At 35.7% G+C, this 12593-nt stretch carries 12 protein-coding genes; 2 read left to right on the plus strand and 10 right to left on the minus strand.

All coding sequences use genetic code 11. The features are described 5' to 3' along the window. Window positions 1-209: 209 nt before the first annotated feature. A complete protein-coding gene (gene lpdA / locus ACKTTZ_RS24705) occupies window positions 210-1598 on the minus strand; it encodes a dihydrolipoyl dehydrogenase (protein ID WP_034696399.1) in 1389 nt (462 codons plus the stop codon). Between the two features lie 227 nt (window positions 1599-1825). After that, on the minus strand, window positions 1826-2089 hold the full coding sequence (locus ACKTTZ_RS24710) for a hypothetical protein (protein ID WP_253318179.1): 264 nt from the start codon (window positions 2087-2089) through the stop codon (window positions 1826-1828). 191 nt (window positions 2090-2280) lie between these two features. On the opposite strand from ACKTTZ_RS24710, the gene ACKTTZ_RS24715 reads away from it, so the two are divergent. Further along, entirely contained in the window at window positions 2281-2667 is a 387-nt protein-coding gene (locus ACKTTZ_RS24715) for a hypothetical protein (RefSeq protein ID WP_034696395.1), read from the plus strand. 126 nt (window positions 2668-2793) lie between these two features. Further along, window positions 2794-3675: a hypothetical protein gene (locus tag ACKTTZ_RS24720; protein ID WP_034696394.1), complete on the plus strand. Its 882-nt coding sequence runs from the start codon at window positions 2794-2796 to the stop codon at window positions 3673-3675. 54 nt (window positions 3676-3729) lie between these two features. Here the strand turns inward: ACKTTZ_RS24720 and ACKTTZ_RS24725 are convergent, their stop codons facing one another. The 8 genes from ACKTTZ_RS24725 to ACKTTZ_RS24760 all read right to left on the minus strand — a co-directional run bounded on the left by ACKTTZ_RS24725 (window position 3730) and on the right by ACKTTZ_RS24760 (window position 12453). Further along, window positions 3730-6393 (minus strand): glycoside hydrolase family 3 N-terminal domain-containing protein, encoded by a 2664-nt coding sequence (locus tag ACKTTZ_RS24725; RefSeq protein ID WP_407846876.1) that lies wholly within the window; start codon window positions 6391-6393, stop codon window positions 3730-3732. Continuing rightward, the gene (locus ACKTTZ_RS24730) at window positions 6393-7835 is read right to left on the minus strand and encodes an alpha-L-fucosidase (protein ID WP_253318177.1); all 1443 of its coding nucleotides are present in this window, start codon (window positions 7833-7835) and stop codon (window positions 6393-6395) included. The genes ACKTTZ_RS24725 and ACKTTZ_RS24730 overlap by 1 nt, the downstream gene beginning before the upstream one ends. 50 nt (window positions 7836-7885) lie before the next feature. Beyond that, on the minus strand, window positions 7886-8785 hold the full coding sequence (locus ACKTTZ_RS24735; protein WP_034696391.1) for a TIGR01777 family oxidoreductase: 900 nt from the start codon (window positions 8783-8785) through the stop codon (window positions 7886-7888). Window positions 8786-8929: 144 nt separating this feature from the next. After that, complete coding sequence (locus ACKTTZ_RS24740) at window positions 8930-9634, minus strand: DUF2071 domain-containing protein (protein ID WP_034696390.1); 705 nt, start codon at window positions 9632-9634, stop codon at window positions 8930-8932. 16 nt (window positions 9635-9650) lie between these two features. Continuing rightward, a complete protein-coding gene (locus tag ACKTTZ_RS24745) occupies window positions 9651-10127 on the minus strand; it encodes an SRPBCC family protein (protein WP_034696389.1) in 477 nt (158 codons plus the stop codon). Window positions 10128-10272: 145 nt separating this feature from the next. Beyond that, entirely contained in the window at window positions 10273-10935 is a 663-nt protein-coding gene (locus tag ACKTTZ_RS24750; RefSeq protein ID WP_034696388.1) for a class I SAM-dependent methyltransferase, read from the minus strand. After that, the gene (locus ACKTTZ_RS24755) at window positions 10928-11872 is read right to left on the minus strand and encodes a hypothetical protein (protein WP_034696387.1); all 945 of its coding nucleotides are present in this window, start codon (window positions 11870-11872) and stop codon (window positions 10928-10930) included. Before ACKTTZ_RS24755 ends, ACKTTZ_RS24750 begins: the two co-directional genes overlap by 8 nt. Window positions 11873-11949: 77 nt before the next feature. Then, on the minus strand, window positions 11950-12453 hold the full coding sequence (locus tag ACKTTZ_RS24760) for a GbsR/MarR family transcriptional regulator (protein ID WP_034696386.1): 504 nt from the start codon (window positions 12451-12453) through the stop codon (window positions 11950-11952). Between the last annotated feature and the right edge of the window lie 140 nt (window positions 12454-12593).

Below are 12593 nucleotides of genomic sequence, written 5' to 3' on the forward strand. Positions count from 1 at the left end.
AAATCTACAATAATGGGGCAAAAATTCAAGCTAAAAAGTTATGATACCTCTACTTCGATGTGGTTATTATTTAATTAAGATATATTAAGTGTCAAACCTAACAGGTTTTTGAAACCTGTTAGGTTTAATTTACACATATTTCTGCTCAGCATCAACAAAAAAGCCCGGATTTCTCCGGGCTTTTGTTATATAGATTTCTGTATTTCAGATTAAATGTGAATCACTTCACCGTAAGCAGCAGCAGCAGCTTCCATAATTGCTTCAGAAACTGTTGGGTGCGGGTGGATAGACTTGATGATCTCATGACCTGTAGTCTCTAGTTTTCTAGCTACAACAGCTTCAGCAACCATATCAGTTACCCCTTCACCGATCATGTGGCATCCTAACCACTCACCATATTTAGCATCAAAAATCACTTTGATAAATCCATCCGTGTTTCCGTTTGCAGTAGCTTTACCACTTGCAGAAAGAGGGAATTTACCAACTTTAATTTCGTATCCTTTTTCTTTAGCCTGCTTTTCAGTAAGACCTACAGAAGCTACTTCAGGGTGGCAGTATGTACATCCAGGAATATTGCCATAGTCGATTTTCTCAACGTGCATTCCTTTGATTTTCTCAACACAAGTGATTCCTTCTGCAGAAGCAACGTGAGCCAATGCCTGAGTCGGGATGATATCTCCGATCGCATAGTAACCAGGTACTGAAGTTTCGTACCATTCGTTTACCAATACTCTTCCTTTGTCTGTCTGGATTCCTACTTCTTCTAATCCGATGTTCTCGATATTAGCAGCAATACCTACAGCAGATAATAAGATATCAGCTTCAAGAGTGATGGTTCCGTTCGCTGTTTTCACAGTAGCTTTTACGCCTTCCCCGCTTGTATCAACACTTTCTACAGAAGCGTTTGTCATAATTTCGATTCCTGTCTTTTTAAGAGATTTCTCTAAGTGTTTAGAGATTTCTTCGTCTTCTACAGGTACGATGTTTGGCATAAATTCAACAACAGTTACTTTAGTTCCCATTGTGTTATAGAAATCAGCAAATTCTACTCCGATTGCTCCAGAACCTACAACAATCATAGATTTTGGCTGCTCAGGAAGAGATAATGCCTGTCTGTATCCGATTACTTTTTTACCATCCTGCGGTAAGTTTGGTAATTCTCTTGAACGAGCTCCTGTAGCGATAATGATGTGCGTACCTGTATATTCAGTTACTTTTCCTTCTTTATCTGTAACAGAAACTTTTTTACCTTTCTGTACTTTTGCAGTACCAAGAATTACGTCAATCTTATTCTTTTTCATCAAGAATTCGATTCCTTTGCTCATTTTGCTGGCAACACCACGGCTTCTCTGAATCACATTCGGGAATTCAAAGCTTGCCTCCACTTTATTCAAACCATAATCTTCAGCATGGTTGATATAATGAAAAACCTGAGCAGATTTCAATAAAGCTTTAGTTGGAATACATCCCCAGTTAAGGCAAATTCCTCCTAAATTTTCTTTCTCGATAATTGCGGTTTTGAAACCTAATTGCGCTGCTCTGATCGCAGTAACATATCCACCAGGACCACTTCCAATGACAATAATATCGTAATTCATTACTTTAAAAATTTTTATGCGAATTTAAGGAAAAATATTGGATGTTTTATGTTTCTTCAGATTGATCTTAAAATGCACCAACAAAGCTATTTTATTCAATTTTAAACAAAGAAAGAGAACACAAAACGCATTCTCTTTCAATAATTTTTAGTTTATATTAAAAATTTATCAAAATTTAAAATATAAAAAACAGCTTTCCCTATTTTAATAACTGTAAAAAATCTGTATTATTTAGCCTCTCTAAGCAATCGTTTTTCAGTAGCATATCTTTGATTTAAGGCTTTCATCTGATCTCTTTTCATCTGTTTGGTAGCAAGCGGATGGTTAAGGATAAGTTTTTTCTCCAAATTATATTTTTTGGTAAGCTCTTGCATTTTAATATTGACCAGTTCACTTTTTGAAGGATGCGGTGGTTCTGGCGGACGTTTTTGTCCATAGACATTCATGGATAAACCTAGTAACAATACTGTTGAAATTAATAACTTTTTCATAATGTTCATATTTTTGAATGATTTCAATTAATTCAATATCATTTAATTAAATTCATTCCTGTTCATGATGAATCTTGCATATATCATACCAAGATTTTTGGTAAAAAATAAAAAGCCAATTGTATTCATACTTATTTATTAAAAGACGTTCTATTTTTTCATACATTTATTAATCTCTTAAATAAACACTTATGAAGACTTCTGCAAAAAAAACTCACCTGACCAAAGACAATATCTGGCTGAAAGAACCGGAAGATCATGATTTCCCTGCAGCTCAGGACTATCTTGAGCTTCTTTTTCCACCTGATGAAGCACAAAAATTGGTTAAAAAATTAAAGGCCGCTCCTACTATCATAAAGAAGTCAAAAGACATTTTAAGAGCCAGTAAACTTACCCTGCTTCCGGAAACCAATATTCATGTGAAAGAAAATCTTAAAAAAGTAGAAAAAAATAAAAAGCTCTCCCCGATATTGCTGGTCAGAGGGCAAAATGAGCTGATCATTGCAGATGGTTATCACCGCCTGTGTTCCAGCTATTATCTTACAGAAGACCTGGAAGTCCCTTGCAGATTGATTTAAGTAATTTCCGAAAATAACTCCTATCACCAATAAGTGATTTTTATTAAATTTATTTAAAATATTCATTTTTAGGTGATTTTTAGCTATTTTTTTTTATATTTTTGTTTGAACCCAATTTTATACAATATGAAAAAATACATCTCGATCCTTTTATTTGGAACTCTTCCCTTAACTGCACAAGTAGGTATTAATACCACAACACCCAACAGTACACTTGCTGTAAATGGTTCCTTAAGGGCTGGCTACACTCAGGTTACTTCCACAGCTTATAGTATTCTGGCTACGGATCATTACATTACTTATAACGGTACAGCTGATGCTACGTTTACCCTACCCGTGATCGGAACAGGAACAACTAGTTTTACAGGTAGAATTTATAAGATCAAAAACATCTCTGCGAATGCAATAACGCTCCAGGCTTCCAGTGGAAATACTTTAAGAATAGATAATACCCCAGTGGCATCTTTTGTAATTCCCACAGGAGCATATGCTGAAGTAGTAAACAACAGCAACACCTCTGGAGGAACATGGGATTTATCTTTCACAGTTCTGCCTAAGCCCAGCAACGTAGAGATTTATGGTACACAGCTTTTCATTCCTCCACACGCACTTGGAACAGCAGCCGTTGCAGACTGGACTAATCACCTTAATGCAGGTTATGATTCAGGTGCCGCAACTGACAGATGGTGGATTGTAAGTAAATCTTCAGTGGATAATGCGCATACTTCTACCTATACCAATGTAAGTAGAATGACTCTTGTTTATGAATATCAAGGTACTCCTTTTAATGTTACCAATATGTATCCTATTCTAACAGCAGGAAACAACTCCAGCTTTCCGGATGTATTTACGGCGTCTTTTGTGAGTCTTGCGAATAACGGAACTGCCGGAAGAACCCGTCTCACTGTATCAGTGGCTCGTGTTGATTTTGCAGGAAATAATGGTTCTAATAACAGTAACTGGACTGGGACATTCTTACTGAACGTTCTGTTGGCCAGAAAATACTAGATATTTTCAATACTATATACCAAAAAAGAGCAGAAATTTCTGCTCTTTTTGTTGTTATAAAACTTCAATATTTTGTTTTAAAGGAAGGTTCTTGGAAGAATTACCAACCATAATTCTGTATGTTCCTTTTTCTACAATCCAGTCCATTTTTTCATTCAAAAACTGCAATTGTTTTACGGGAACTTCTATGGTGACCGTTTTTGATTCTCCTGGCTGTAATTCGACTTTCTGAAATCCTTTGAGCTCAATCACAGGCCTTGAAACTGAAGCCAATATATCTTTTACATAGAGCTGAACAACTTCGCTTCCTACTTTTGAACCTGTATTTTTTACATTGATTTTAGCAATGATGGTCTCATTTTCCGAATACTGAGTTTTGCTCAATTGCAGTTCAGAAATTTCAAAAGAGGTATAACTGAGTCCGAAACCAAACGGATATAATGGTTCTCCACTCAGATCATGGTAATCATTTCCTCTTCCCGTTGGATGATGATTATAGTTTAAAGGCAACTGACCTTCCTGAACCGGAAACGTGACAGGCAGTTTACCTGAGGGATTCTCTGCTCCGAAAAGTGTTTTTGCCACAGCGTTCCCCCCTTCTTCTCCAGGATACCAAATATCTAAGATGGCTCCTACTTTATCTTTCCACGCTGTTGTTTTTATGGCAGAGCCACCTACCAGAAGAACTGTTACAGGTTTCTTCAGTTTTGAAACCTCATGAATAAACGCTTCCTGATTTCCAGGCAGGCTTAATGATGATCTGTCCTGAAATTCACCTTCATGAATTCCGGCCGTAACAAGAATATAGTCTGCTTTTTGGGCAAGGTCTAAAGCTTCCTTAAAATCTTTCTGATAATCGTGCAAGCCATAGTTCCAGATCAATTCCAGATTAGCTTCACCTCGATTTTCATGGAATTCAATCTTAATGTCATATTTTTTTCCTTTTACAAAATCTATATCAACAGTTTTTGTAGAATAACTTAATTTTTCCCATTGATCGATTACTAATTTTCCATCCAGGTATAATCTGAAGCCGTCATTTCCACGCAAGCCAATTTGATATTTTCCGGAATTTGGAGCTTCCAGTTTTCCGGTCCATCGAATACTATAATTGTCAGGCTGCAATTTTTCCGGATCAGGAGAATATAAAGTCCATTTGAAATTGACTTGTTCATCCTGTCTTCCAAAAGCGGGATTTCCTTTTAAATCCGTATTGGAAAAATAGTTTCCGGCTAATCCTTTTTTGTTTTCAGAGGATAAATATTCATTGGAAATAGTGGTAAAGTCTTTTACATTCCAATCAATTCCTTTTGAATATATCACTTCAGTATCTGTATTTTTTACATAATTTTTAAGGCCATCCAGGATATTTACTTTTTTGTTTCCAGGCCCTGAATACCCTCCTAATCTTGCATCCACAGCATCTGTTCCCACTACAAGAATCTTTTTAACATTCACAGGAACAGGAAGTGTCTGACTATTGTTCTGAAGTAATACAAAAGACTCTGCCGCTGCTTTTTCTGCCAAAGGTTTGTGAGTAAGCTTTTTTAATTCTTCAATTTCGTTAGCAGAAACATAGGGGTTTTCAAATAATCCAAGTTCAAATTTGGCTCTCAATACTCTTGATACAGCATCGTCTATTCTTTCTTTTGAAATTCTTCCATCTAAGAATGGAGGCATAAAGAGTTTGTAATGCTTATATTCTGTCTGAAAAATGACATCAAGGCCTGCATTCACAGCCTGTGCAGAGGCATCATCATAATCTTTTGCTGTAAAATGCAGAACATTTGCTCCACCCACCGCACTTGCATCACTGATAACGAAGCCTTTGAAATTCCAGTCTTTTTTTAGTTTTTCAGTTAATAACCAATGATTGGCGGTTGACGGTCTTCCATCAAGCAAATTATAAGAAGTCATCACAGAACGGCTTTTTCCTGTTATAAAAGCATTGTGAAAAGGAATTAAATGGGTTTCTTCCAGATATCTTCTGCTCCAATGAATCGGGTATGAATCTCTTCCTCCTTCTCCTACATTAGCTAAAAAGTGTTTAGGAGTGGTAATGATTCCCATATTTTCAAATGAGCTGACAAAGCTGACTCCCATTACGGAGGTCAAAAATGGATCTTCACCATAGGTTTCTTCTGTCCTTCCCCATCGTACATCGTTGGCAAGATTTACTACAGGAGTCAGAATCTGACGGATTCCTCTCAGTTTTGATTCTCTTGCAATAGCTGTTGAAACCTTGGTCATTAGTTCCGGATTAAAAGTAGCTGCCAGACCGATTGACTGCGGAAAAGCAGTAGCACCTTCCCGAACCAATCCGTGTAAAGCTTCATCAAAAGGGATGATTGGAATTCCTAATCTTGATTCTTCTATAAAATATTTCTGGATAGCATTGATCTTTTTAACCAATCTCTCTGCATCTTCATTGGCATTGTATTTCAGCAGTTGGCCTGCTGCTCCGCCACCCTGATTTCCTGCACTTACCTGAAGTCCAAAAATTCCGTGGGAATATTGTCCTTTCGGAACGTTATCCAGATCTCCGGGAATCATAAAACACTGCCAGAACTTTTCTTCTGGTGTCATTCTCTTCAACAAATCCTGAACTCTGACTTCAATGGGCTGTTTGGGGTCTTTATATAAAGGTTTTTGAGCAAAAGTAATCACAACATTCAACAATAATGCGGCTCCGGCAAGTTTAAAACAAATACATCTCATTATTGAACGATTTGAATTACAGTTGAATATTTTAACTGAGCTCTTTCTTTCGGCAAATTAATTTCAATTGAATTTCCTGATTTTTTCCATTGAATTTTGTTTGATAAGCCTAAAACTTTCAAAGATTTTGGCTTAAAATGATCAGGAATTGTAAAACTTAATGTTGATGGAGACTCATAATTTGTTTTTTCATCCAAGTGAAAAATATTCAATGTCTTTCCATCTTTACTTTGCGTATAATAGTAATTTCCTTCGTGGTATGGAGCTATACTTCTGGTTGCAAAAACAGCGGACTGATTTTTTTCCATCCAGGCCGAAATCTGCTGTAACCTTTCATAAACTATCGGATCATAATCTCCGTTAGGTCCGGGCGCAATATTCATAAGGTAATTTCCCCCTCTTGAAATGATTTTAACCAATGTTTCAATGATCTTCTGAGAGGTTTTGTAATTGTCATTGGGAACGTAAGAAAAGGAATCTCCCATAGTGATGCAGCTTTCCCACGGAATGGAAAGAGCATGTTCCGGAACTGCCTGTTCAGGAGTGACATAGTTTTCCCATTTTCCGGAAACGGTACGGTCGACAATAATAATCCCTGGCTGATTTTTTCTTGCCATTGTTCCTATTTTATCCATATCGATATCCTGTTCTACTTTGATGGTGCGTTGCCATTCTACTTTTGGATCTATGGTATGAAAAGGACGTACCCAACCGCCATCCAGCCAAAGAATATCAACTTTCCCATAATTGGATGTGAGCTCATTCAGTTGATTAAATGTGAATTTTTTAAAGTTCTCCCATCTTTCGGGATATTTTTTGGGATCATAGTTGACATTTCTGTCTTTGGGTGGAAAATAAGACCACCAGTAATCATCGGAATGCCAGTCTGGTTTTGAAAAATACGCTCCTATTTTAAATCCTTCTTTTCTGAACGTATTGAAAATTTCTTTCGTCACATCGGATTTTGGATTTTTTGAAAATGGGGTTTTGGGAGAAGTAATTTTATAATCCGACTGCTGGGTATCAAACATCGCAAAACCATCATGATGCTTGGTGGTAAAAACCACATATTTCATTCCAGCCTTTTTTACTGCTTCAGCCCATTTCTGAGGATTGAACTGAGTTGGATTAAAAGTTGTCTGAAGATTTTCGTAATTTTTCACATATTCGGAGTAAGATTTTCCGTGTTCTGGTTTTCGCTGTGTCCATGATTCATCTTCCGGGCATAAGCTCCAGCTTTCAACAATCCCCCACTGGCTATAGGTTCCCCAATGCATGAATAACCCAAATTTCATATCCTGCCACTGCTCCAGGTTCTGGGCAACCAACGGGTCTGTAGGCTTCTGATAACCTTCGGATACATTATGAGCTTGTGAAAAAGCAATTGAACTTATAAAAAGGGATGAAATAAAAAAGGGTTTTATTTTAGATATAACCGGCATATGGAATAGTTTTCCGCTAATTTAATTATCCTTTAGGAAACCCGCAAACATTAGGATTCCAAGAGATTAAGAATCGCATCATCAAATGTTGAATATGAAAACTTAAATCCACTTTTTATAAGTTTTTCCGGATATACGTTTCTGCTTTTTAATAATAATTCCGTTTCCGTATTCAGAAATAGGGAGGCTATTTCCAGCTGCCAGACGGGAGCATTCAGTCCAAAAGGAACTTTCATTTTATTTCTCAGTTTTTTCATCATATTTTCATTAGAAACCGGAACCGGAGCGGTTACATTGATGGTTCCTGAAATAATTTCATCCTCCATAATCCACTCCACGGCTTTGCAAAAATCTTCGATATGAATCCAGCTTACCATCTGATTTCCTCTTCCCTGTTTTCCTCCTAAACCCAGCTTTGTAATCATTTTCAGTTTTGGAAAAGCACCGCCATTATTTCCAAGGACGATAGAAGTACGGAGGGCAACTTTTCGTATTTCTTCATTTTTACCTGCAAAAAATTCTTTCTCCCAGCTTTTGCAAATATTCATGGAAAAGTCGTCTCCGACAATTCCGTTTTCTTCTGTGTTGAGGTGCTTTTCAGAGTGAACATAAATGGTTGCAGAACTGGCATTCAGCCATATTTTTGGCTTTTCAGAACATTGATCTACTGCTTTCTGTAATATTCTTGTACTGTTGATTCTTGAAGAATAGATTTCCTGTTTATTTTTCTCATGATAGCGGCAATCTACAGATTTACCTGTCAGGTTGATGAGAACATCTGCTTTTTCAAGGTTGTCTTTCCAATCACCTATCGTTTGGGCATCCCAGTAGATTTCGTTTTTACGTTGAGGATTTCGGGTAAGAATGTAGACCTGATATCCTTTTGCTGTAAAGTATTTTTCCAGGTTTTCACCGAGAAATCCGGTGCCTCCGGCTATGATTATTTTCATGGTTTGAGATTTAATGTTTAAAGTTTTGGGTTCAGGGTTCAGGGTTCAGGGTTTAAAGTTTAAGGTTTATGGGTTGTCTGCAGATTTCACTGATTTGTACAGATGACCATGGATAGAGGAAGATGTTTTGAATCTCATTCTTTTTTAATGAATGTATTTTTTGGTTTTGACCTGAATTTCTGAGCCTTCGGCAAGCATTACGGAAACAGGTTTCTGATGATTCAGGCATTCAAAATCATTTCCATAGATCTTTTGAAAATCTACCTCCAGCTCATATTCTTTTACAGTATAGCATTCCCATTTTGGATGACAGACTTCGTATTCTGAAGTTGTATTTTCCTTTTTTGTAAAACCAAAATAATGTTCTGTAATAAATTCAAATTCTGAGTTCTCCTCCATTGGTTTCGCTGTATTTTCAGCCATAATCTGAATAGAATGCCAGCTTTTATCCTTCCATGAATAACGGATCAGGAGTTCATCTTCTTTTTCATCCATCTGGTTTTTCATAGGCATGGTATGATAGTTTTCTTTGTAAATAGAATTGGCGACCAGACTTAATGCGGGTTTAGGGACAATCTCTTTGATAAACACCACTCCTCTTTTCCAGATTCCTTTTTCTTTTTTCTTTACATAAAACCTTAGATTCACTTCTTCAAAGTTCCGATGAAAAGGAATAGGAACTCCCAGTAGTCTGGTATTTAAAAACATGAATCCTACCAGGCTTACATAGCATTTGCCTTTATAAAAATCAAGCTCTGTTCCTTTTGGAAGATAGGGCTGCAAAATTTCAGGATTAATCTCGTAATTGATGATGGCCAGTTTCCGCCATTCTGCTTTTAAAAAGTTCATAACACTGTTTTTTAGATTAAAAAATCGCAATTCCGTCACGGACAGAAGATTCTGCAATGGTTTTGATCATTTCATTTCTTCGGATCAGAAAGTTTTTGAGATACGTTCTGAGAAAAACAGCATTAAATAGTTTTCCAATGATGCCCAGCGGAGATTCAAATTCGAAAATATCTGTCATCAGGGTATTTCCGTTTACAGATTTAAAAATATGGCGGTGACGCATGGATTTGAAAGCTCCTTTCTTCATGACATCAATAAACTGAAACGGCTTTTCCATACTGACAATTTTCGTGGTGAGATTTTGATAGACTCCGAGATGTTTTGCCCGCCAGGTTACGGTTTCATTTTTTTCAATCAGTCCTGAGGTACGTCCTGCAATGGCTTTTTCATGAGATTTTGAGGTGGACTGCTGATGCAGATCAATATTTCTTGCGAGATCAAAAACATAGTGAATATCTGCTTTGATGACTGTATTTAAATAGATGGTTGACATTTTTTAAGGTTTTAAATTTTATAGTTTAAAGTGATCCTTTTCGTCTGAAATAAATAATCAGAAATAGGTGAATGATTAAATTTTTCATAATTATTATTCATTTAAAATTTTCAGTAATTTTTGAAATTTAGTTTCAAATAAAAAATCAGTTTCTTTTTACATGAAGAATTTCAATCAGATCCAGAAATCTTTTGTGAGATATGACGGAGAGTCCATTTCTGATAAACTGGTCTTTAAGATCTTCAAGACTTTCATTTTTGTTGATATAATGGAACAGTTTTCCAAATTCGTTTCCAAAAAACTTTGTTACAAGAACTTCTATATACCACTTCACACAACTGAATCTCCACTTTGTTTTGGGTTTTACAAATTCTACGATGATAATTTCACCTTTGTCATCAATGATATTTGAAAGTCTATCTGCAAAAATCGGTTTCTGATCTTCTTCTATCGTCTTTGTCCCGTAAGAGCAAAGGATAATGTCCATAGACTGATCCGGAATCTGGCATTTGAAAAAATCGTTTTGGATCTGTTGTATAGACAGTTTGTGTTTGAATGTTGCAGCCAGTTTCATATGCATTGCTGAAGAGAAATCCAATGCTACAATTTCTGTATTATCATTGTGTGCCTGTATAAATTCTAAATTTTCTCCCTGCCCGCTCATCAAGTCCAGAACTCTTTTGTCCCCGTAGCTTTTCACCTTTTGAACAGCCATTTTCCTAAACAGTCTGGTAAACCCTAAAGATGCAATTTCATTAATATAATATCTGGGTTGCAGGTTATCAAAATATTCTTGCAGATCATTCATTTTCAGATTGTGTTTTTATAGATTGTAATACATGGTTTTGCATTTTATCAATGATATAGCCTGACCATTTTTTCCAATACCATGTAGGTGCAATTTTGTAACTGTATTTTGTTTTTGCGACTATCTTTGTTTTATTTTCTGATAGCTTGTCTAAAGTAATTTCACCATATTTTACAATAAAATAATCATGCAAATGCTTAGCATCAATATCTTTATAAGGTGTTATTTCTTTCATTGGAACAGTTTGATTTTCCAAAGAGAATTTCACTTTTTTATTTTCAATGAGTTCATTAATATTAAGTTGTAATTCATCATTATTGGTCTGACAACTATAGCTCAATTTTCCGTTGTCATTAACGAGCTTTATATTCTTTGGATAGCTGACTCCTTTTTCAAACAGGATAAAATCAGGCGCATCGAAATTGATTCGTGTATTTAAAAGTTTCCACACTTTTTCATTGGAAGAATTCACAATCATTTCTGTTGTAATAGTTTCCTCAATAGGTTTTGTATAGGTATCAAAAATATAAGATGCCGGATTGATAAAAAGAATAAATGCTATAACGCTTCCCGTATGTCTTTTTTCATCAAGTATTCCTATGATAAAACCAATATTAAATCCTACAAACAGGGCAAAACCAACAAATGGGATAGCCATAATAATACAAATAGCTCCTTCCACGCCAGCTCCTATTAAAATCAGAGAGAAAATAACTAATCCTAAGACTATTTTTAAGATTGTCTTCAGAACATTCATTAATCCAATTTTTTTAAAATACTTTACATACCCAATGATAAATCCAATAGAAACCGGAATGGTGAAGAACAATGTCATCCCATATTCACCTTTGGCAACGAGAAAAAACCATACTGCAACAATTAAAACAACAGTCAGAAAGAGACTTAAATAGAGATAACGTTTAAAAAAATTATTCATGATATTATAAGTTTTATATTTTCAGTAATTTTTGAAAATTAAATTGAAATAAAAAAGGATTTTCATCCTCTTTTGTTTTATTTCAACAGATTGGTAATCTTCCCTACCAGCCAGTGGTCATCACTTTTTATCGCCAGATCCATGATATTGTTGATTTTTCCTGTAACAGAACTGAAATCATTCATCAGCTTGATAAATTCCTGAGCTTCTTCTGAATCTTTATCCTCAATATTTTTTAATTCTTCAAGAAAGGAAATCACAGGTTCAATCTCTCTTTTTCTTCTCTCTTTGGTAATTTGCTTGAACAGATACCAGACATCTTTTTCTGCTACGAAATATTCTTTACGGTCACCTTTTACAAATTCTTTTTTCACGATTCCCCAGTCTATCAGAGCACGAAGATTCATATTGGCATTTCCTCTTGAAATCTCCAGCTGCTCCATTACTTCATCGGTAGAAAGAGGTTTTCCGCTCGCCAGAAGCAATGCATGAACCTGTGCCATCGTACGGTTGATTCCCCAATTGGTAGCAAAGGTTCCCCAGGTCTGAATATATTTTTCTTTTGCTTCTGAAAGTTGCATTGTATTTCCGTTTTTAATTTCTGTAACAAATGTAATTATATTTTTTGAATTTTCAATAATTTTTGAAAATTAATTTTAAAAGAGTCGTTCTTTCTTTTAGAGAGCTTTTTTATTATCCTTGTCAAGGTTTAAAACCTTGA

It is taken from the genome of Chryseobacterium sp. KCF3-3 (assembly GCF_045865955.1).
Classification (GTDB): domain Bacteria; phylum Bacteroidota; class Bacteroidia; order Flavobacteriales; family Weeksellaceae; genus Chryseobacterium.

What these genes read in the sequence shown, in the direction of transcription:
- lpdA (WP_034696399.1), bottom strand. Translation starts at nt 1,598, where the DNA reads ATGAATTACGATATTATTGTCATTGGAAGTGGTCCTGGTGGATATGTT.
- ACKTTZ_RS24710 (WP_253318179.1), bottom strand. Translation starts at nt 2,089, where the DNA reads ATGAAAAAGTTATTAATTTCAACAGTATTGTTACTAGGTTTATCCATG.
- ACKTTZ_RS24715 (WP_034696395.1), top strand. Translation starts at nt 2,281, where the DNA reads ATGAAGACTTCTGCAAAAAAAACTCACCTGACCAAAGACAATATCTGG.
- ACKTTZ_RS24720 (WP_034696394.1), top strand. Translation starts at nt 2,794, where the DNA reads ATGAAAAAATACATCTCGATCCTTTTATTTGGAACTCTTCCCTTAACT.
- ACKTTZ_RS24725 (WP_407846876.1), bottom strand. Translation starts at nt 6,393, where the DNA reads ATGAGATGTATTTGTTTTAAACTTGCCGGAGCCGCATTATTGTTGAAT.
- ACKTTZ_RS24730 (WP_253318177.1), bottom strand. Translation starts at nt 7,835, where the DNA reads ATGCCGGTTATATCTAAAATAAAACCCTTTTTTATTTCATCCCTTTTT.
- ACKTTZ_RS24735 (WP_034696391.1), bottom strand. Translation starts at nt 8,785, where the DNA reads ATGAAAATAATCATAGCCGGAGGCACCGGATTTCTCGGTGAAAACCTG.
- ACKTTZ_RS24740 (WP_034696390.1), bottom strand. Translation starts at nt 9,634, where the DNA reads ATGAACTTTTTAAAAGCAGAATGGCGGAAACTGGCCATCATCAATTAC.
- ACKTTZ_RS24745 (WP_034696389.1), bottom strand. Translation starts at nt 10,127, where the DNA reads ATGTCAACCATCTATTTAAATACAGTCATCAAAGCAGATATTCACTAT.
- ACKTTZ_RS24750 (WP_034696388.1), bottom strand. Translation starts at nt 10,935, where the DNA reads ATGAATGATCTGCAAGAATATTTTGATAACCTGCAACCCAGATATTAT.
- ACKTTZ_RS24755 (WP_034696387.1), bottom strand. Translation starts at nt 11,872, where the DNA reads ATGAATAATTTTTTTAAACGTTATCTCTATTTAAGTCTCTTTCTGACT.
- ACKTTZ_RS24760 (WP_034696386.1), bottom strand. Translation starts at nt 12,453, where the DNA reads ATGCAACTTTCAGAAGCAAAAGAAAAATATATTCAGACCTGGGGAACC.